The sequence below is a fragment of the Sphingobium sp. genome (assembly GCF_003248505.1).
Taxonomy (GTDB): Bacteria; Pseudomonadota; Alphaproteobacteria; order Sphingomonadales; family Sphingomonadaceae; genus Sphingobium.
Genome location: NZ_QFOA01000003.1, coordinates 31,081 through 51,194, shown reverse-complemented (window position 1 = coordinate 51,194; position 20,114 = coordinate 31,081). Strand labels below are relative to the sequence as shown.

Genomic DNA, 20,114 nt, shown 5'->3' with positions numbered 1-20,114 from the left:
CTGGATTATCCGACATCCAGCTTTAACGCCCCATCGCCATCCTCGACGTGCACGGTTGCGCCGTCAGGGACTTCGCCGCGCAGGATGAGGTCGGCGAGCGGGTCCTGCAGGTAGCGCTGGACCGCGCGCTTGAGCGGTCTTGCGCCGTAGACCGGGTCGTACCCCACCCGTCCCAGCCACGCCCGTGCGCCTTCGGTCAGGTCGAGGCTGATCTTCCGGTCTTTCAGCAGTTGCCCGATGCGGGCGACCTGGATGTCGACGATCGGTGCCATATGGGCCACGCCCAGCCGGTGGAAGAGGACGATCTCGTCGAGCCGGTTGAGGAATTCGGGGCGGAAGTGGCTACGGACTACCTCCATTACCTGATCCTCCACCTTTTCCACCGGGTCCTCGTCCCCCAGGCCCGCGATATACTGGCTGCCGAGGTTCGATGTCAGCACGATGATCGTGTTGGTGAAATCGACCGTGCGGCCCTGTCCATCGGTCAGTCGCCCATCGTCCAGCACCTGAAGCAGGATGTTGAACACGTCGCCATGCGCCTTTTCCACCTCGTCGAAGAGGACGACCTGGTAGGGGCGGCGGCGGACCGCTTCGGTCAGCACGCCGCCTTCCTCGTAACCGACATAGCCTGGAGGCGCACCGATGAGGCGAGCGACGGAATGCTTTTCCATGAACTCGCTCATGTCGATACGCACCATCGCGCTGTCGTCGTCGAACAGGAATCCGGCGAGCGCCTTGGTCAGTTCGGTCTTGCCCACGCCCGTGGGGCCGAGGAAGAGGAAGGAACCGAGCGGACGGTTAGGATCCTGTAGCCCGGCGCGGCTGCGGCGAACGGCGGTGGACACGGCCTTTACCGCGTCCGCCTGGCCGATGACCCGCTTGCCAAGCTCGCTTTCCATGGCGAGCAGCTTCTCACGCTCGCCCTCCAGCATCCGGTCGACCGGGATGCCGGTCCAGCGGGAAACCACGGCGGCAATGTCCTCGGCGGTCACTTCCTCGCGCAACATCGCGCCCTTGGACGCGGACTGCGCCTGCTCCAGCTGCTTTTCGAGGCCGGGGATGGTGCCATATTGCAGTTCGCCCGCTTTCGCATATTCGCCCGAACGCTGCGCCTGTTCCAGCTGCAGCCGGGCGGCGTCGAGCTGTTCCTTCAGCTTCGCCTCGCCAGCGATCTTGTCCTTTTCCGCCTGCCAGCGCGTCGTCAGTTCCGCCGACTGCTGTTCCAGATTGGCGAGATCGCCCTCCAGCGTCGCGAGACGGTCCTTCGACGCCTGATCGCTTTCCTTGCGCAGCGCCTCTCGCTCGATCTGAAGCTGCATGATGCGGCGGTCGAGATTTTCGATTTCCTCGGGCTTGCTCTCCACCTCCATGCGAATGCGGCTCGCCGCTTCGTCCATCAGGTCGATCGCCTTGTCGGGCAGGAAACGGTCGGTGATGTAGCGGTTGGACAGCGTCGCGGCGCTGACGATCGCGCTGTCGGCGATGCGCACCCCATGGTGCGTTTCATATTTGTCCTTGATGCCGCGCAGGATCGAGATCGTGTCCTCAACCGTAGCTTCGCCCACGAAGACGGGCTGGAACCGCCGCTGGAGAGCAGGGTCCTTTTCGACATATTTGCGATATTCGTCGAGCGTGGTCGCGCCGATGCAGTGCAGTTCGCCACGCGCGAGGGCGGGCTTGAGTAGATTGCCCGCGTCCATCGCCCCTTCCGACTTGCCCGCGCCCACCAGCGTGTGCATTTCGTCGATGAAGAGGACGATCTGGCCGTCCGCGCCCTTCACTTCGTCGAGTACGCCCTTCAGCCGTTCCTCGAACTCGCCGCGATATTTGGCGCCCGCGATCAGCGAGCCCATGTCGAGTGCCATCAGCGTCCGGTCCTTGAGCGTATCGGGCACGTCGCCATGAGCGATACGGAGCGCAAGGCCCTCGGCAATCGCCGTCTTGCCGACGCCGGGATCGCCGATGAGGACAGGGTTGTTCTTGGTACGGCGCGCGAGGATCTGGATCGTGCGGCGGATTTCCTCGTCGCGACCGATGACCGGGTCGAGCTTGCCCTCGCGCGCGGCGGCAGTAAGGTCGCGCGCGAACTTCTTGAGCGCGTCGTAGCGATCCTCCGCGCCTGCGGTATCGGCGGTGCGCCCCCCGCGCAGTTGATTGATCGCGGCGTTGAGCGCCTCAGCCTTCACGCCCGCCGCCGCCAACGCCTTGCCAGCGGCGGTCGTGGTGGCAAGGGTCAGCGCCAGGAGCAGCCGTTCGACCGTCACGAAACTGTCGCCCGCCTTCTGCGCGACCTGCTCGGCCGAATCGAGTACGCGCACGGCATCGTTGTCGAGCCCGGGCGTCTGCTGCGCGCCGCTGCCCGAGACGGACGGCACCTTGGCAAGCGCGGCGTCGGTGTCGCGCAGCGCAACCTGCGCCGATCCGCCCGCCGCCTGGATCAGGCCGGACGCCATGCCCTGCTCATCCTCCAGCAGCGCCTTGAGCAGATGTTCCGGGCTGATCCGCTGATGGCTCATCCGGATCGCCACGGTCTGCGCCGACTGGAGGAAGCCCTTGGCACGGTCGGTGAATTTTTCGAGGTTCATCGCAAATCCCACTCTCACTTGAATGCCGAGAATGTAGTGTTGCCCAAAAACAACACAAGGGGCCAGGCGCAATATTGGCGCGTGGTCGGCAGCACACGCGGCGAGCGTCGTTTATCCATATTGCACGGTCCCCCTGCCCCGCTATGGTGCGGCCATCTGTGGCGCATTCGTCGCCGCGCCGGTCCCCGCCGAACGCAAGAGGCCTTCCATGATCCTGTCTCCCCTGTCGCGCCGCCTTACCCTGATGGTCGGCCTGTCCGCGCTCGCCCTGACCCATAGTGCCGGGGCGTTAGCGCAGAGCGCCACCGCGACCGCTGCGCCTGCGCCGCTGTCCAGCCTGGTGGCGAAGGTGGACATTCCCTATGAGGAGTTCCGCCTGCCCAACGGCCTGCGCGTCATCGTCCATACCGATCGCAAGGCACCCATCGTGGCCGTGTCCGTATGGTATCATGTCGGATCGCGCTTCGAACCTGCCGGCAAGACCGGCTTCGCGCATCTGTTCGAGCATCTGATGTTCTACGGTTCGGAAAATGCGGACGGCCCCTTCTTCGGGCGGCTGGAGGATATCGGCGCGACCGACTGGAACGGGACGACCTGGTTCGACCGCACCAATTATTTCGAGACGGTGCCGACCGGCGCGCTGGACCGGGCGCTGTTCCTCGAATCCGACCGGATGGGACATCTGTTGGGCGCGGTGACGCAGAAGAAGCTCGATACCCAGCGCGGCGTCGTGCAGAATGAAAAGCGCATGGGCGAGAACGAGCCCTATGGCCTGGTCGAATATGCGCAGCTCGCCGCACTGCTGCCCGAAGGCCATCCCTACCGCCACTCTACCATCGGGTCGATGGCGGACCTCAATGCCGCGAGCCTTGCGGACGTGCAGAGCTGGTTCAAGACGCATTACGGCCCCAACAACGCGGTGCTGGTGCTGGCGGGAGATATCGACGCGGCGACGGCGAAGGCGAAGGTCGGCAAGTGGTTCGGCAACATCCCGACAGGCCCCGCGCCCGTCGATGTCGATGCGACCGTGCCGACGCTGCCCAAGGATGCAGAGGTCGTCATGCACGACAATGTCGCGGCGACGCGGCTGTATCGCAACTGGATCGTGCCGGGCGTCAATTCCGCCGATCTGCCGCAACTCGACATCGCGATGGCCGTGTTCGGCGGGCTGGCGTCATCCCGCCTCGACAATGTGCTGGTGCGCGACGAGAAGGTCGCGGTCGGGGTGAAAGCCAGCATCCAGCCGTTCGAGAAGCTGTCCATCGCCGAAATCACGGTGGACGTGAAGCCGGGCACCGATCCGGTGGCAGTGGGCAGGCGGCTCGACCAGTTGCTCGCCGACTATCTCGCCAAGGGGCCGAGCGCGGACGAGGTGCTGCGCGCCGCGACGGGGCAGGCTTCGGGTACGATTTCGGGGCTGGAGAAAGTCGGTGGCTTTTCGGGCAAGGCAGTGACGCTGGCCGAGGGCGCGGTCTATTCGAACGATCCGGCGAAGTACAAGAAGGACTTGGCCGTCTATGCCGCCGCCACGCCGCAGTCGGTCAGCGCGGCGGCGCGCAAATGGCTGGGCCGCCCCGTGCTGCGCCTGACGGTCGCGCCGGGCGAACGGAGCGCTGCGGACAATGCGCTGGCGGGGAATGCGACCCATCGCCCGGCCTATTTCCAGCAACCTGGATCGTCCGCACCCGCCGCCGCCGCGCCCCCTGCCCCCACCAGGGTGGCCGAGCCGCCGATCCAACCGGTCAAGGACCTCGACTTTCCCGATGTCGAGCGCGCGACGCTCAAAAACGGGATCAAGGTCGTGTTCGCGCGACGGACGGCGGTGCCGACGGTGCGCGTTTCGGTGGCGTTCGATGCGGGCAATGCGGCGGACGACCGGGCGAAGCTCGGCACGGCGGGCCTTGCCACCGCGCTGCTGGACGAAGGCACCGCCACTCGCACCGGCAGGCAGATCGCCGAGGAACAGGAAAGGCTGGGCGCGGCGATCAGCGCGGCCAACGGCATGGACCGCACCACGGTCGGCCTGTTTGCGCTTAAGCCCAATCTCGACGCGTCGCTCGGCCTGCTGGCAGACGTGATCCGCAACCCGGCGTTCAAGCCCGAGGAGGTGGAACGACTGCGCGGACAGATCCTGACCCGCATCAAGGCGGAAAAGACCGAGCCGATGGCCATCGCGCAGCGGATGCTGCCGCCTTTGCTCTACGGGCAGGCGCATCCCTACGGCATCCCGTTCACAGGGTCCGGCACCGAAACCGGGGTCAAGGCGGTGACGAGGGCGGACCTGACCCGGTTCCACGACACATGGCTGCGTCCCGACAATGCGACCGTATTCGTCGCGGGGGACACGACGCTGGGCGAGTTGATGCCGCTTCTGGAAAAGCGGTTCGGCGACTGGAAGCCGGCGGCTGCGGCCAAAGGGGTCAAGACGTTCCGCATGGACCGGATGGCGCGCCCGGCGCGGATCGTCCTGATCGACAAGCCGCAAAGCCCGCAGTCGATGATTCTCGCGGGCCTCCTCACCGGCAAGAAGGGCACCGACAATCCGGTGACGCTCCAGACCGCGAACGAAGTGCTGGGCGGTTCCACATCCTCGCGGCTCATCACCGACCTGCGTGAGACGAAGGGGTGGGCCTATTCCGCCGGGACCGCGCTGCCCGGCGTCAAGGATACAATCCCGCTGCTGGTCTTCGCACCCGTGCAGACCGACAAGACGGGCGAGTCCATCGTCGCTGCCCGCCAGGACATCCGGGATTATCTGACCGCGAAGGGCACGACGCAGGCCGAGCGCAACCAGACGATCAACAGCCAGATCCTGTCGCTGCCGGGGAGTTTCGAAACGTCGTCGGACCTTTTGTCGGCGATGATGCGTAACGACCTGATCGGTCGGCCCGACGATTATTACGAGACGCTGCCCAAAACCTATCGCGCGATGACCGCTGCCGATCTGGACAAGGCCGCCCGCGAGGCGATCGATCCCGACCGGCTGATCTGGGTGGTGGTGGGGGACGCCAAGCTGGTGCGCCCGCAACTTGACGCGGCGGGGCTGCCGGTGGAAATGGGCACACTGGCCGATTGACGGACACGTAAAGGAGATATGAGATGGCTGAAGTCGATGGCGCTTACGATTGCGTCGCGAAGACTCCGATGGGCGACCAGAAGGGTGTGTTCACCGTCATCAGCAGCGGCGACCGCTTCAACGGCACCTTTGCAGGCATGATGGGATCGCTGGACGTGACCGAAGGACAGGTGGCGGGCAACAAGCTGACCTGGAAGATGGAAATGACCATGCCGATGCCGATGACGCTGGAATGCGAGGCGGAGGTCCAGGGCGACGCGATCACCGGGACGATGCAACTGGGAGCGTTCGGCGCGTCGGCGTTCAACGGCACCCGACGCGCCTGATTCCCATCGTGTGAGCAAGGAAAAGCGCTCCGACCCGTGGGTCGGGGCGTTTTTTTGCGAGACAGCGACGTAGACAGTCGAACCATAGTTGAAAATTTTCGTTAGTTAGCTACCTAACGTTTATGTCGACTCCGGAGCATCGCCGCCTGCTGGGCCACAAGATCGCCGCCGTCGCCCGCCAGTGGCGGCGTGTGGCGGACGATATGCTGGGCGAGCTGGGCGTATCAAACAGCGCGAGCTGGTGCCTTATCCATATCGAGCGCGACGGCCCCGCGCGGCAGGCCGAACTGGCCGAGGCGATGGGCGTGGCGCAGCCTTCGCTCGTCCGCACGCTCGACCAGTTGCAGGGTGCGGGCCTCATCCATCGAGTCCGCCACCCGCAGGACAAGCGGGCGAACCTCATCGGCCTGACCGACGCGGGCGAAGCGCTGGTCCTGCGGATCGAGGAAAGGCTGGGCACGCTGCGCGAATCGATCCTGACCGATATTCCCGACGAGGCGATCGAACTGACCGCCGGATTGCTCGACCTGATCGGCGCGCGCATCGGGGAGCGGAAGCGCCAGAGCCGGCCATGAGCGAGCGGTTCGGCGTTCCTGCCGCGCTCTTTTCGCTGAAAAGCTACGCCGCGGCGATGCTGGCCCTGTTCGTGGCGTTCAGCATCGGGCTGGAGCGGCCCTATTGGGCGTTCCTCACCAGCTATATCGTGGCGCAGGCGATGGCGGGCGCGGTCGTATCGAAGGCGGCGTTCCGTGCCATCGGGACGGTCGTGGGCGCGATGTTCGCCGTCGCGGTCGTGCCCCCGCTGGTGAACGCACCTGAACTGCTGGTGCTGGCGCTGGCGTCGTGGCTGGGGCTGTGCGTGTTCGTGTCGCTGCTCGACCGGACGCCGCGATCCTACATGTTCGTGCTGGCGGGCTATACCGCCGTGCTGATCGTCTGTCCGACGGTGGATGCGCCGCAGACCATCTTCACCGTCGCGTCGCTGCGGGTGCAGGAAATCCTGATCGGCATCGCCTGCGGCAGCCTGGTGCACAGCGTCATCCTGCCCGGATCGGTGACGGGCGCGCTGCTGGCGCGGGTGGAGGCGATGCTGCGCGACGCAGAACGCTGGTCGCGCGATGCCATCGCGGTCGATCCGGTCGAGGGGCTGGACGCCGAACGGCGCAGGCTGGCGCAGGACATCACCGAACTGCACCAGATGTCGATCCACCTGCCCTACGACCTCAGTCGCCAGGCGCCGCGCGTGCGCACGGTGCGCGCGCTCCAGGACCAGTTGTCGCTGCTGCTGCCGCTGGGCGCGGCGGTGGAGGATCGGCTGGCGCAGTTGAAGGCGGTCAGCGGCGGGCAGGCCCCTGCCCCGGCGCAGGCGCTGATCGCCGACGTGCGCGACTGGCTCGATTCGCCGGTGGTCGACAATGCGACCCGCGCGGCGCGGGCGCAGGCGCTGATCGACCGATGCGCCGCGATGGAGCCGCCGCTGCGCGCGGACAGCGGCTGGGCCGATATGCTGCGTCTCAGCCTCTATGCCCGGCTCGCGACGCTGATCGCTGCGCATCGCGATTGCCGCGACCTGCACGACCAGATGGCGACGCACCACCGCGCCGCCGTGACGCCGCGCGTGGCGCAGTTGCTTGCCGTGCGCGGCAGCCGCGCGCTGCACCGCGATTATGCGGGCGCGGCGCGGGCGGCGTTCGGCGCTTGGCTGACGATAGTCGTGGGCAGCGCGCTGTGGATCGGCAGCGGCTGGCACGACGGGGGCACGGCAGTGATGCTGGCGGGCGTGTTCCTGGCGTTGTTCGCGGCGCAGGACAATCCGCTCGCGCCGCTCAAGGGCTTCATGATCGGAACGCTGGTGGCGACGGCGCTGGGCGCGCTCTATGGCTATGCGATCATGCCGCGGCTCGACGGGTTCGGCGAACTGGCGCTGGCCTACGCGCCGCCGCTGCTGGTGCTGGGCGCGATGATGGCGTCGCCGCGCTGGATGGGGATCGCGCTGCCCACGCTACTGGGGCTCGGCAGCCCGGTGCTGCTGTCGGACCGCTATGTCGGCGCGTTCCAGAACTATGCCAACGGTGCGGTGGCGCAGATCGGGGGGATTTTCTTTGCGATCGTGATGGCGGGGCTGCTGCAATCGGCGGGGGCCGAGCGCGCCATCGCGCGGACGGTGCGCGCGGGATGGCGCGACATCGCCAATCGGGCGACGATGATGAGCGCGCCTGACGTGCGCGGGTGGATCAACCGGATGCTCGACCGCATCGCCCTGCTCGCTCCCCGCCTTGCCGCCACGCGCGCGGACAGCGGCGCGCCGCTCTACGACGCGCTCCGCGATCTGCGCACCGGGGTTGCCATCGGGGAACTCAAGCAGGTGCGGATCGCGCTGCCCCCGGCGGAGGCGGAACCGCTCGCCCATGTGCTGAGCGGCGTGGCGCACCATTATCGCGGCCTCGACCCCGTTGCGCCCGCGCCCGCCGACCCCGCCCTGCTGCACGCCATCGACGCCGCCATCGGCGACCTCGCCGCCCATCCCCGCCCTGCCGTGCAGCGCGAAGGGGTGCTGGGCCTGGTCAGCCTGCGCCGCAACCTCTTCCCGCAGGCGGAAGCATATAGGAGAGCCGCCGCATGACCGGAGAGATCGCGCTGGGCGGCATTTTCGTGCCGACGCTGTTGCTGCTGGGGCTGATCGCGCTGGCGCTGACCTGGGCGGCGACGCGCGTCGTCGGCGCGCTCGGCCTCTATCGTTTCCTTGCCTATCGCGCCGCGGTGGACCTCAGCCTCTTCGTACTGATCCTGTGCGCGCTCGCTTTCCTCTTCCCCTCCCTTGGACTGAACCCATGAAGCCGCTTTTCGCCACCCTGTCCCGCAGCGCCGCCACGATCCTGATCGTCATCGCCGCCGCCATCGCCGCGATCTGGATGTGGAATCACTATGAACGCAGCCCCTGGACGCGCGACGGGCGCGTGCGCGCCGACGTGGTGCGGGTGACCCCCGACATCAGCGGCCTCGTGACGTCGGTGGCGGTGCGCGACAACCAGCGGGTGAAGGCGGGCGACCTGCTGTTCGTCATCGACACGCCGCGCTATGCGCTGGCGCTCGACCAGTCCAAGGCGCGGATCGAAAGCGCGCAGGCGACGCTGGCGCAGGCGCGGCGCGAGGCGAAGCGCGACCTGGCGCTGGGCGACCTGGTCGCCGCCGAAACGCATGAGCAGAATGTCGCGCGGGTGGCGACGGCGCAGGCGGCGCTGGCCGAGGCGATGAGCGCGCGCGACGCCGCCGCGCTGAACCTCAAGCGCACGCAGGTGCGCGCGTCGGTCAACGGCGTCGTGACGAACCTAGACCTGCATCCGGGCGACTATGTCGGCGCGGGCACGCAGGCGCTGGCGCTGATCGACAGCGATTCGCTGCGCGTAGAGGGCTATTTCGAGGAAACGAAGCTCGGCCTCATCTGCATCGGCGCGCCGGTCGCCGTGCGGTTGATGGGCGAGCCGCAGGAACTGCACGGGCGGGTGGAAAGCATCGCCTACGGCATTAACGACGACAGCCGGTCGAACGCGGGCAACCTGCTGCCCAATGTCGAACCGACGTTCAGCTGGGTGCGGCTTGCCCAGCGGATTCCGGTGCGGGTCAGGCTGGACCGGGTGCCCGCCGGACTCCGCCTGATTTCCGGGCGGACCGCGACGGTGACGGTGCAACCGGCGGCGCGGGACGCGAAGCCAGGGGAATGCCGCCATGCGTAAGGGGATCGCCGCAGCCGCAGGCGCGCTGCTGCTGTCGGGCTGCGCCACCGCCGGGCCGGACTATCGCCCGCCGGCGGAAAGCGCGGCGACGGCGGCGGCGGCGACGGGCCCCTTCCATTCGGCGAGGGGTGCAGCCTTTGCGCAGGCCGAGCCGCCTGATCGCTGGTGGCGGCTTTATGCCGACCCGCGCCTCGACACGCTGATCGAAGAGGCGCTGGCCGCCAACGCCGACCTGCGGCAGGCCGGGGCGAATGTGGAACGCGCGCAGGCGGTGCTGCGCGAGGCGGAGGCGGGACGCACCATCGGCACCGACGTGTCGGCGGGGACGACGCTGGCGCGGCCTTCGGGCACGGGATACAGCCTGCCGGGCGTCGCCAGCTACGACCTTGGCCTCGCGGCATCCTACCCGCTCGACCTGAACGGTCGCATCCGTCGCGCGATCGAGGCGAGCGGCGCGGACGTGGAAGCGGCGCAGGCGGCGCGCGACTATGTGCGCGTCGGCATCGCGGCGGCGACCGCCCGCGCCTATGCGCAGGTGTGCGCCGCCAATTTCAGCCTGGCCGTCAATCGCCGCGTCGTCGCGCTGCAACGCGATACGCTGACCGCGACGCAGCGGCTGGCGCGCGGTGGGCGAGGCACGTCGTTCGACGTGAGCCGCGCGCAGGCGGCGGTGGAGGCGAGCGCCGCCGCCCTGCCCGCGTTCGAGGCGCAGCGGCAGAATGCGCTTTACCTGCTGGCGACGCTGCTGGGACGCCCGCCCGCCGACTATCCGGCCGGGGTCGAGAGTTGCGCGGCGCTACCCTCCATCGGGCAGCCGGTGCCGGTGGGCGACGGCGCGGCGCTCATCCGGCGGCGGCCCGACATCAGGCAGGCGGAACGCGCCATCGCGGGCGACACCGCGCGGCTGGGCGTGGCGATGGCCGATCTTTATCCGCAGGTGAGCATCGGCGGGTCGGTGGGGCTGTCGGGGCCGGTCAAGGCCATCGGCGGACCGACGAGCTTCGGCTTCAGCTTGGGGCCGCTGCTCAGCTGGAGCTTTCCCAACCGCCCGGTGGTGCGCGCCCGGATCGCGCAGGCCGATGCGCAGGTGCGCGCGGATCTGGCCGGGTTCGACGCGAGCGTACTGGAAGCGTTGCGACAGGCGGAAAGCGCGCTCGAAACCTATCGCCGCGATGCCGAGCGGGCGGCGGCGCTTGATCGCGCGCGCGACAGCGCAGCGACATCGGCGGCGCAGGCAGGGCGATTGTTCCGGTTCGGGCGGGGCGACTTCCTGTCGCTGCTCGACGCGCAGCGGAGCCTCGCCAGTGCCGAGGTGACGGCGGCAAGCGCCCGCACGCAGCTGGTGCAGGACCAGATCGCGATCTTCCTGGCGCTCGGCGGAGGCTGGGGCGAAAGCGCGCCCTGACCGGATCGGCGGGCCGCGTGACCTGCCGGAACGGACGAAGGACCTAGCTGCCGTTCGGGCCGCCGGTGTTGCTGCCCGCGCCCGCGCCGCCCATGCCGCCTGCACCGACCGCACCGATATTGCCGAAGATTTCGTCGAACAGGCTGCGATGGCGACCCAGCGTCGGCGTCTTGTCGCCCGAGGGCGAAATGCGCGCGATCTGTTCCATCCCCATGCGGTCCACCGCCGTCACGTTGCCCGCGGGATCGAACCGCACGCGCAGCACCGTCTGCTCGACCGGCTTGGGATTCGAAAAGGCGAGAGCCCGCATCGTGCGCGAGACATAATACCAGTCCTGCTCGCCGAACTGCGACACGAAGCTGGGACGGCCCAGCGTCCCTTCGACCGAGGCGCGGTTGTCGATGCCGGGCTGCACCGAATCGACCAGCAGCTTGTCGACCTGATAGCCCTGATGCGTGCGGATGCGGGTGCAGGCCGATGTGCCGAGCAGCGACGCGCTGAGGCCGATGGCGATCACGAGACGCCCACGGCGGGAATGGCGGCTGAACTGCGGCATGAATGTCTCCTGCGGGCGCGCCCGCCTGTCCTTGGCGAATACTTGCATTGTCGCCATTGCATCGTGCGACGCAGCGATCAATATGGAATTGCGTGGCCGCCCACAAGGGGTGGCAGGGCGTGCCCTGCGCCGCGCCACCTGTACGAACCCTGACGAAAAGTTGCCCGCCATGCCGTCCGCCCCTTCCTTTCTCCAGCGCCTGATGGGTCGCGCCGATCCGCGCGCCGGGCTGCGGCCGCTCTACGACGCGATCGTGCGCGAGGGGCGGCAGCCGCACTGGTATGTCGAAGGCGCGGTTCCCGACACGATGGACGGGCGGTTCGACATGATCGTGGCGATCCTGTCGCTGGCGCTGATGCGGCTGGAACAGCAGGGGGCGGCGCAGGAATCGGTGTGGCTGACCGAATTGTTCGTCGACGACATGGACGGGCAGTTGCGGCAGGAAGGAATTGGCGACGTGGTCGTGGGCAAGCATGTCGGGCGGATGATGAGCGCGCTGGGCGGACGGATCAGCGCCTATCGTTCGGCGCTGGAGGGCGGCGGCGACCTTACCGAGGCGCTGCGTCGCAACCTCTATCGCGGGGAGCCGGTCGATCCCTGCGCGATCGACCATGCAGAGGGTGCGTTGCGGGCGCGCTGGACCCGGTTGGGATGCCTCAGCCGTGACGCGATGCTGGCAGGAGATATCGGATGACGGGCAGCCAGGAGGCTTTAGTGCCGGAATTTTCCCGCATGGTGAAGGTCGATCAGGTCCGGCGGATGGCCGTCGAGACGCATATCGCCGCAAACGACGCGGAGCGGGCGGCGCTCGCGCGCCGGTTCGGCCTTGTTGCGCTCGACCGGCTGGAGGCGGATTATAGCCTGAGCGAGGAAAAGGACGCGATCCTGGCGCGCGGGCGGGTGCGTGCGACGCTGGCGCAGCCCTGCGTCGCGACCGGGGAGCCGGTGCCCGAAATCATCGACACCGATTTCGCCCTCCGCTTCGTAGTGGAAGCCGCCGACACGCCGCCCGAAGGCGAGGAACTGGAACTCGACGCGCAGGATGTCGACACCGTCGGCTATGACGGGCAGGCGCTCGACATGGGCGAGGCGGTGGCCGAGACGATGGCGCTGGCGATGACGCCCTTTCCCCGATCGCCGGACGCCGACGCTTATCTGAAGCAAGCGGGCGTCCTGAGCGAAGAGCAGGCAAGCCCGTTCGCGGCGCTTCTGGCGCTGAAAGACAAGGGCTGAAGCGCATCGGCCGAACGCGGCTGTCGCGCCGGGCCACACGCGCTGTTTACCTTTCGTTCCGCTCTATGCCATAAGGGCGTGCCATGGAGTCCGCCCCGCGCAAGATCATCCATATCGACATGGACGCCTTTTACGCGTCGGTCGAGCAGCGCGACGATCCGGCGCTGCGCGGGCTGCCCATCGCGGTGGGCGGCGGCGGACCGCGCGGAGTGGTCGCAACCTGCTCCTACGAAGCGCGGCGGTTCGGCGTGCGGTCGGCGATGCCGGGTGGGCGGGCACGGCGGCTGTGCCCCGATTTGCTGTTCGTGAAGCCGCGCTTCGACGTATACCGCGCCGTGTCGCATCAGGTGCGCGAGATTTTCGGTCGCTTCACCGATATCGTTCAGCCGCTCTCGCTCGACGAAGCCTATCTCGACGTGACGACGAACAAGCCGGGCATCGCGTCGGCGACGCAGATCGCGCAGGACATCCGCCGCATGATTCGCACGGAAACGGGGCTGACTGCGTCGGCCGGCGTGTCCTACAACAAGCTCATCGCCAAGCTCGCGTCGGACCAGAACAAGCCCGACGGCGTGTGCGTGGTGCGCCCGCATGAGGGCGCGGCCTTTATCGCGGCGATGCCGGTGCGGCGCATCCATGGCGTAGGTCCGGTGACGGCGCAGCGGATGCAGGCGCTGGGCATCGAAACCGGCGCCGACCTGCGCGCGCGCGACATGGCGTTCCTTCAAGCGCATTTCGGCAGCGCGGCAGGCTATTACTACCGCGCGGCGCGGGGGGAGGACGACCGCCCGGTGCGCGAGCGCGAAGGACGCAAGTCGGTGAGCGTGGAAGACACTTTCTTCGACGACCTGACCGAAGAAGCCGCGCTGGTGGCGGAGTTGGACCGGATCGCGGCGAACCTGTGGGGGCGAATCGACAAGGCGGGCGCGTGGGGGCGCACGGTGGTGCTCAAGATCAAGTTCGCCGATTTCCGCATCATCACCCGGTCCCGCAGCTTTCCCGCCCCCGTGCGATCGCCCGACAAGCTGGCGCAGGCGGGACGCGAACTGTTGCTGGCGCAATTGCCGCTGCGCATGGGCGCGCGCCTGCTCGGCCTTGGCGTCCATAATCTGGAGGGCGAGGATGCGCCCGACCGGGAGGACGGACAGCTCGCCCTGTCGCTGTAGCCTTTAGAAGGGCAGCCAGTTCCGCTTTTCGGTGAACTTCATATAACCTGCATTGATGCCCAGCCGATAGCCGACCCCCAGGCGAATCGGGATCAGCACGACATCGCCCCAGCGCAGGTAGCTGGCGGTGAAGCCCCCCACCAGATAGGCAGTGCCCTCCGCCGCCGGGAAGCGGTGGTAGAGGTCCTGCGTGTCATAGAGATTATAGACGAGGATGAAGGTGTTGGACGCATTGCCGCCCACGTCGAAACCGATCGACGGGCCGGTCCAATACACTTCGCGCTTGCCCTCCACCTTGTGGTTGAGCGTGCCCGATCCGTAGCGCAGCCCGACGACGAAAGCGCCCGACGCCTCCCGCCCGGCGATGTAGGCGTTCGGGCGTCCCTGATCCTTCAGGACTTTCTCGATGATGCCCGCGAGGCCCTCTGCCCCCTTGCCGAAGACGCCCTCCGCCGCGCCGATAAGGTCGTCCTGCTGGTAGGATTCGCCCGGCGAGATCGCGGCGGGCGGCGAGTTGGGTGTCACCGGCGCGCCGGTGGCGGTGGTGGCATCGCCGGAAGGGGCGGGCGCGGGCTGGGGCGCGGGCGGATCGTGGCGCACCGCAGGATCGACGCCGGGGTCGGTCGGCGCGGTACGCGGCGGCGGCGGCGGTGCAAGATCGGCGTCGATGGCGGTGTTGGGATCGACCGTCCGCACCTGCGCGCCTGCCAGCGGGCTGAACGCCAGCCCCGCCAGCGCGCCTGCCCACAGTGCCGCCCGCGCCATCCGCGATCCCGCGCGCCCGGTGATGCCCATCATGTCTCTTACACTCCCCGCCAGACCCTCCGGGGCCGGTTTGAGCGCGCAGAATAGCGGGAAGGATGCTGAAACCGCAATGAACGAAAGCCGACATGAGTCGCGATTGCGTCGGCCCGATGCTTTGCCGCCCAGCGCCCCGTAAAAAATCGCACTGCAGGACCGTTGCCATGTCGCAAAGCCCCCGCTATAGCCGCGCCCTAGCCACGGTCCGCCTTGCAACGGGCCAATTCGCGCGGAGACGTGGGTGAGTGGCTGAAACCAGCGGTTTGCTAAACCGTCGTAGCCTTAAGGGGCTACCGAGGGTTCGAATCCCTCCGTCTCCGCCAATTTTTCATTCCGTTGCCGCCGCGTTCCAGCCCTCAGGCTGGGTTGGTCGGCTGCGGCATGAATTTCTGCGACAGCGCATGATAGAGCCGGTCCTTGCACACCAGCTGAGCGGTGAAGTCGGCGATGAGGGCGGTCGCGAGCAGGGGCAGGAGCAGGCCCCGACTGGCGGTAGTTTCGGAAATGATGATGACCGCGGTGAGCGGCGCGCGCACGACCCCGGTGAAATAGGCGATCATGCCCAGCAGGATGACGGCGCCGGGAGGATAGGCGGGGAAGAGGCTGCGCAACATGTCGCCTACCCCCGCGCCGACCGACAGCGACGGGGCGAAGATGCCGCCGGGCAGTCCCGAAACCGCCGTCGCCAGCGTCGTCACGAACTTTGCGCCGCCGAACCATAAAGGCACGTCGGCACCGGATATCATGGCGTTGGCGGTCTGGTAGCCCGTGCCCCAGGTGAGGCCCGTCGAGACGCCGATCAGCGCCACCGCCATCCCGCAGCAGGCGGCGAATCGAACCGGGCGGGCGCGTAGCCACGCCATGGGCGACCAGGCGGTCCGTCCCGCCGCCAGCATGGCGCGGGAAAACAGACCGCCGGCCAGGCCGCCGAAAATCCCGGCGACGGGCGCGGCGAGTATCGCCTGCTGCACGGACAGCGTCTGATGCATCACGCCGAAATAGACATAATCGCCCGCAAGGCCGAGGCTGACCATACCGGCGATCAGCACCGCCGCCATCACCAGCAGCGTCATGCGCTGCTCATAGGCGGCGGCCAGTTCCTCGATCGCGAAGGCGACGCCGGCGAGCGGCGTGTTGAATGCCGCCGCGACGCCTGCCGCGCCGCCTGCGATATAGACAGAGGCGCGCAGCGGTATCCCCATCAGGCGGTGGGCATAGGCCATGATCGCGGCGGACACCTGCACCGTCGGCCCCTCGCGCCCCACCGATGCACCCAGCAGCAGCGCGGAGAGGGTGAGGCCGAGCTTGGCGACGACCGTGCGCGCTGAAACGAGGCGGTCGAGCCCGGCATCGGGATCGCGTGACGCGGCCATCACCTGCGGAATACCCGATCCGGCGGCGGCAGGAGCGAAGCGACGCGTCAGCCAGACGACACCGGCAAAGCCCACCGGCGTCACGATCAGCGGCGCCCACCACCAGCGGCGGGCGAAACGCAGGAACATGGCACCGGCATCGTCCGCCGCCTTCGCGAACAGGAGCGCGACGAGGCCGACTACGATCGCACCGCCCAGGATTGCGATGCGCCGACGCCACACCATCGCTTCGGGTCCATGGCGGCGCATCAGGGCGCGCAATCGACGGAGCGAGAAACGGGGGGCTGGCATCGTCATCCTTCCGCCGGGAATCCGACCGTGGAGAGGAACGCCCATCGCATGATGTGTGCGGGGCGCGGTGGGGAGTCGCAGCCTCCCTAGCGCGAAGCGGCGGCAAGGGGAATCCGCAAGGCCCGAAAGCGGGAAAAAGCAGCCATGGCCGCAAAGACGTGACGATGATATACGCCAAGGCCCGACAGCGCATTCCCAACAGGCCCGGCATTCCAGACATGATGCGATCTTCCTTCGGCACCGTTCGCGGGCTCGTGCGCCTGCTACTGTCCTATCCTCAGGCGGCGCTGGGGCTGGCTGCGGTCGCTCCCCCTGCCCGGCCCGAAACGGTGCGGCGTCTGGTCTTCGTGTGTCAGGGCAATATCTGCCGCAGCGCCTTTGCCGACATGGTAGCGCGGGCGCAGGGCGTTGAAAGTGCGTCCTTCGGCCTGTCGACGGACACGGGTCGCCCCGCGCACGAACCGGCGATCGTCGCGGCGGGCGCGCTGGGATATGCGATGGGGGATCATCGCGCGGTCGATGCCGTCGATTTTGCGCCGCGCGAAGGCGACCTGCTGCTGGCGATGGAGGTGCGGCAGATGCACCGTCTGGCGGCCGATCCCCGCCTTTCGCATCTGCCGCGCCAGCTTCTGGGTCAATGGGCGACCCCGCCGATGCCGCATCTGCACGATCCCTACAGCCTCGACGATCGCTATATGGCGACCTGCCTCGCCCGGATCGAGCGGGCGGTGAAGCGGCTTATCCGCGATTATTCCGGCGCAAGGCTTTCCTGACCATCTGCCCGATGTCGCGCAGGAACGGGCCGGGATCGGACGGCGCGAAGACATAATAGCGCCCGCGCGGGTCGAGAAAGCCTGTGACATAGGCAGCGAAATCGGCCATCGGCGTCAGCCGGAAAAAGGGGTCGCTGATACGGTCGGGGCTCATCAGGACGCGGGCCAGCCTTTTGGTTTCGGGCACCATGTAGCGCGCACGCACCCCCTCGCGCGGGCGGGGCGGGGCATCCGTCTGCCCGAGCACGGCGCGGCGATAGGCCTCCCACGCGAAATGCGCGCCGCTGTGGTGGGCGAGCGGAAGGCTGCCCCAGAAGCGCCCGTTGACCTCCATCAGCCAATAGCGCCCGGTGTCTGGCTCATGGCGATATTCGACCATCGCCGGGCCGCTCCAGTCGAGCGCGCGCAGCAACCGTTCGGACAGCGCCATCTGCGCGGCATGATCCCGATCCGGTTCGGCACGGCATAGCGTCGATACGCCGCCTTCGGGCGGCCATTCGTGGAGGCGGCGGTGCTGGAAGCGCAATGTCGCGCGACCGTTCGCCATGAAAAGCATCTGCCCCAACCCCACGCCGCCGCAATATTGCTGGATCAGCGGCCAGCGCCCGATGGAAGCGTAGCGGTCGAGCAACGCCAGCAGTTCGCGGGGCGTGTGGATATAGCCGGTCTTGATCCATTCCAGTCCCGCCCGCTCCAGATCCGCCATGACTTGCGGCGGATTGGCCCATTTGGCGACGAGCGGATAGTGCATGGCCCCGGCGCGGGCGGCGAAGTCTTCGCCCGCTTGAGGTTGCCACGTTTGGGGGACGAGCAGGCCGATCCGCTGCGCGATGTCGAGCGTGCGGCGCTTGTCGATGACGTTGGCGAGCGGCTCTGTCCGGGGGACGAGGATGTCGCAGTCGCCGATCCGCGGCGGCAGGGCCGACAAAGCGAGCAGGTCGCCCTCCGAGATCGCCAGCACCGCACGCGCGCCAGTCCGCGCGATGAGGGCGGGGAGCCAGTCCGCAGGGTCGCCCTGCGGCCGCAGCGACCAGTCGCGGCAATGGCGCGAGGCGAGCGCAATCGACCCCGGCGCGCGGGCGACGCCATGGACGGGCACGCCATGCGCGCCCAGTTCGCGCACGATGGTGAGCGCGATGGCGTTTTCCATACCGATGACGATAGCGACCGGATGCTGGCTCACACAGGCGCCAGCCTATGTTCGTAGCGCCATGTCGCCCATGCCTGCTGCGCCTGCCGCATCGCGGTGCGCCAGCCGTCGGGCGCGGCGCGGGTCAGCGGATGCGTCGGCTCCGAGGACGGGTCGGGATTGAGATCGGCGAAGCCCGCGGCGGTGACGCCGGGGAGCGTGGCTGCCGCGCGGCACAACGCTTCGAATCGGGCCATGACCGTGCCGTTGGGCCGCTGCCGGTCGCGGGAGAGCATTTCGAAACTATGGGTGACGACGACATAGGCGGGATGCCGCTCGGTCACAGCATGGCTCAGGCCCGCGCGCATCTCCGCCGCCGACATGGCGCACACCTGCGCCGGGCGAAAGCCGCCGGGACGGTCGGCGATACCCGAGACAGGCAGTTCGGTGACGCCATGCAGGCGATGCGGCGCAATCTGCGCGGGATCGGCAGCGATAGCGCAATCGCGCCCGAGATAGGCCGGGTTGACGCTGCTGTCCCAGGCGACGCCGATCTGCGCCAGCGCCCGCAGCGTGTCGTCGTTGGCACCGAAATTGCCCGCGCGAAAGGCGCGGATCGCCGGTGCGCCCGCATCCTCCAGCCATCGCTTGGCAAGGCTCAGGAGGACGACCTGATCGGCAAGGGTAAAGTCGCCGATGTTGCGCCCCAGCCGCCCGCCTACCGGCGATTCCTTCGCCCATTCCAGCCATTCGGTGTGGATGTGCATCTGCACCTCATGCCCGCGCGCGACGATTGGCTCCACGATCGGGCGCAGAAAATCGATTCCGTGCACCAGCGCAGGCAGCGGATCGAGGAAGAAGACGCCTTTGAGACCGTGGCGCTCCAGCGTTGCCATCTGCCAGCCGATGCCGGTTTCCCGGCCGCCCGCCTCCGCCCGGATCGACAGGCGGATATTGTCCGCCAGCGTCATGCCACGCCGCTGGAAGGCGGCGGACAATTCGGTGTCGACGGTGACGAGGAGCGCGGTCATGGACGGTCCGGGGGACAAGAGGAATGCCCGCTTTAACCCATGAGGGTTAAGGACGTGTAATATATCCTGCCCTATGTCCTCCAGTCCGTGTCCGGGAGGCGTCAGTCCAGCAGGGCGAATTCGCCATAGCTGCCCTGGAAGAACAGCAAAGGCCGCTCCGCCCGGTCGACCTCCAGCGCGGCGACCCGGCCAAGGACGATATAATGATCCCCCGCTTCGTGGACGGCGTCGAGCGTGCAGTCGATCCATGCCACCACATTGTCGAGGATCGGCGATCCGTTGGCCGATGCGCGATGGGCGACATCGCGGAACTTGTCCTGCCCCGGTCCCGCGATCTGGCGGCAGAGCGCGAGTTGGTCGGCGGCCAGGATGTTGACGCAAAAACGGCCCAGCTTTTCGATACGGGGCCAACTGGTCGAGCTTTTGGCGGGGAAGAAGGCGACGAGAGGCGGATCGAGCGAGACCGAAGTGAAGGACCCCACGACCATGCCGACCGGCGCGCCATCCTCCTCCACGGCGGTGACGACGCAGACGCCGGTAGGGTAATGGCCCAGAACGCGACGAAAGGTCGCACTGTCGAAACTCACGTCGCTCACTCGGCTCACTCCTCTTGGTCGATTATGCCTGTCCACGCT

Annotated in this window: 18 protein-coding genes and 1 tRNA gene; 12 read left to right on the top strand and 7 right to left on the bottom strand. The window is 67.9% G+C overall.

The features are described 5' to 3' along the window. Nucleotides 1-5 precede the first annotated feature (5 nt). Nucleotides 6-2,585, bottom strand: a complete 2,580-nt coding sequence (clpB, locus tag DI606_RS02135; protein WP_293979432.1) for an ATP-dependent chaperone ClpB — start codon at nucleotides 2,583-2,585, stop codon at nucleotides 6-8. Between the two features lie 208 nt (nucleotides 2,586-2,793). Between clpB and DI606_RS02130 the strand changes: the two genes are divergently transcribed. From DI606_RS02130 to DI606_RS02100, 7 genes are all read left to right on the top strand, one after another. Then, a complete protein-coding gene (locus DI606_RS02130) occupies nucleotides 2,794-5,661 on the top strand; it encodes a pitrilysin family protein (protein WP_293979431.1) in 2,868 nt (955 codons plus the stop codon). Nucleotides 5,662-5,684: 23 nt separating this feature from the next. Beyond that, the gene (locus DI606_RS02125; RefSeq protein ID WP_293979430.1) at nucleotides 5,685-5,987 is read left to right on the top strand and encodes a hypothetical protein; all 303 of its coding nucleotides are present in this window, start codon (nucleotides 5,685-5,687) and stop codon (nucleotides 5,985-5,987) included. Between the two features lie 122 nt (nucleotides 5,988-6,109). Beyond that, complete coding sequence (locus DI606_RS02120) at nucleotides 6,110-6,562, top strand: MarR family transcriptional regulator (protein WP_293979429.1); 453 nt, start codon at nucleotides 6,110-6,112, stop codon at nucleotides 6,560-6,562. Next, nucleotides 6,559-8,610 (top strand): FUSC family protein, encoded by a 2,052-nt coding sequence (locus tag DI606_RS02115; RefSeq protein ID WP_293979428.1) that lies wholly within the window; start codon nucleotides 6,559-6,561, stop codon nucleotides 8,608-8,610. The genes DI606_RS02120 and DI606_RS02115 overlap by 4 nt, the downstream gene beginning before the upstream one ends. Next, nucleotides 8,607-8,822, top strand: a complete 216-nt coding sequence (locus DI606_RS02110; protein ID WP_293979426.1) for a DUF1656 domain-containing protein — start codon at nucleotides 8,607-8,609, stop codon at nucleotides 8,820-8,822. The genes DI606_RS02115 and DI606_RS02110 overlap by 4 nt, the downstream gene beginning before the upstream one ends. Further along, nucleotides 8,819-9,721, top strand: a complete 903-nt coding sequence (locus DI606_RS02105) for an efflux RND transporter periplasmic adaptor subunit (RefSeq protein ID WP_293979425.1) — start codon at nucleotides 8,819-8,821, stop codon at nucleotides 9,719-9,721. Before DI606_RS02110 ends, DI606_RS02105 begins: the two co-directional genes overlap by 4 nt. Continuing rightward, on the top strand, nucleotides 9,714-11,126 hold the full coding sequence (locus tag DI606_RS02100; protein WP_293979423.1) for an efflux transporter outer membrane subunit: 1,413 nt from the start codon (nucleotides 9,714-9,716) through the stop codon (nucleotides 11,124-11,126). The genes DI606_RS02105 and DI606_RS02100 overlap by 8 nt, the downstream gene beginning before the upstream one ends. Before the next feature lie 43 nt (nucleotides 11,127-11,169). On the opposite strand, the gene DI606_RS02095 is transcribed toward DI606_RS02100, so the two are convergent. Next, complete coding sequence (locus DI606_RS02095; RefSeq protein WP_293979421.1) at nucleotides 11,170-11,682, bottom strand: outer membrane protein assembly factor BamE; 513 nt, start codon at nucleotides 11,680-11,682, stop codon at nucleotides 11,170-11,172. Nucleotides 11,683-11,851: 169 nt separating this feature from the next. On the opposite strand from DI606_RS02095, the gene DI606_RS02090 reads away from it, so the two are divergent. From DI606_RS02090 to dinB, 3 genes are all read left to right on the top strand, one after another. Beyond that, the gene (locus tag DI606_RS02090) at nucleotides 11,852-12,376 is read left to right on the top strand and encodes a ubiquinol-cytochrome C chaperone family protein (RefSeq protein ID WP_293979592.1); all 525 of its coding nucleotides are present in this window, start codon (nucleotides 11,852-11,854) and stop codon (nucleotides 12,374-12,376) included. After that, nucleotides 12,373-12,915, top strand: a complete 543-nt coding sequence (locus DI606_RS02085; RefSeq protein ID WP_293979419.1) for a DUF177 domain-containing protein — start codon at nucleotides 12,373-12,375, stop codon at nucleotides 12,913-12,915. Before DI606_RS02090 ends, DI606_RS02085 begins: the two co-directional genes overlap by 4 nt. 83 nt (nucleotides 12,916-12,998) lie before the next feature. Continuing rightward, entirely contained in the window at nucleotides 12,999-14,081 is a 1,083-nt protein-coding gene (gene dinB, locus DI606_RS02080) for a DNA polymerase IV (RefSeq protein WP_293979417.1), read from the top strand. A gap of 3 nt (nucleotides 14,082-14,084) precedes the next feature. On the opposite strand, the gene DI606_RS02075 is transcribed toward dinB, so the two are convergent. Then, a complete protein-coding gene (locus DI606_RS02075) occupies nucleotides 14,085-14,879 on the bottom strand; it encodes a DUF1134 domain-containing protein (RefSeq protein WP_293979416.1) in 795 nt (264 codons plus the stop codon). 234 nt (nucleotides 14,880-15,113) lie between these two features. Here DI606_RS02075 and DI606_RS02070 point away from each other — a divergent pair. Further along, a tRNA-Ser gene (locus DI606_RS02070) sits at nucleotides 15,114-15,205 on the top strand. 33 nt (nucleotides 15,206-15,238) lie between these two features. On the opposite strand, the gene DI606_RS02065 is transcribed toward DI606_RS02070, so the two are convergent. Next, a complete protein-coding gene (locus tag DI606_RS02065) occupies nucleotides 15,239-16,552 on the bottom strand; it encodes a chloride channel protein (RefSeq protein ID WP_293979415.1) in 1,314 nt (437 codons plus the stop codon). A gap of 212 nt (nucleotides 16,553-16,764) precedes the next feature. Between DI606_RS02065 and DI606_RS02060 the strand changes: the two genes are divergently transcribed. Continuing rightward, complete coding sequence (locus DI606_RS02060) at nucleotides 16,765-17,319, top strand: phosphotyrosine protein phosphatase (RefSeq protein WP_367119453.1); 555 nt, start codon at nucleotides 16,765-16,767, stop codon at nucleotides 17,317-17,319. Here DI606_RS02060 and DI606_RS02055 read toward each other — a convergent pair. From DI606_RS02055 to DI606_RS02045, 3 genes are all read right to left on the bottom strand, one after another. Continuing rightward, nucleotides 17,285-18,502: a carboxylate--amine ligase gene (locus DI606_RS02055; protein WP_293979411.1), complete on the bottom strand. Its 1,218-nt coding sequence runs from the start codon at nucleotides 18,500-18,502 to the stop codon at nucleotides 17,285-17,287. The two genes, DI606_RS02060 and DI606_RS02055, sit on opposite strands and share 35 nt — an antisense overlap. Further along, a complete protein-coding gene (locus tag DI606_RS02050) occupies nucleotides 18,499-19,479 on the bottom strand; it encodes a hypothetical protein (RefSeq protein ID WP_293979409.1) in 981 nt (326 codons plus the stop codon). The genes DI606_RS02055 and DI606_RS02050 overlap by 4 nt, the downstream gene beginning before the upstream one ends. Before the next feature lie 101 nt (nucleotides 19,480-19,580). After that, a complete protein-coding gene (locus DI606_RS02045) occupies nucleotides 19,581-20,075 on the bottom strand; it encodes a flavin reductase family protein (protein WP_293979408.1) in 495 nt (164 codons plus the stop codon). Between the last annotated feature and the right edge of the window lie 39 nt (nucleotides 20,076-20,114).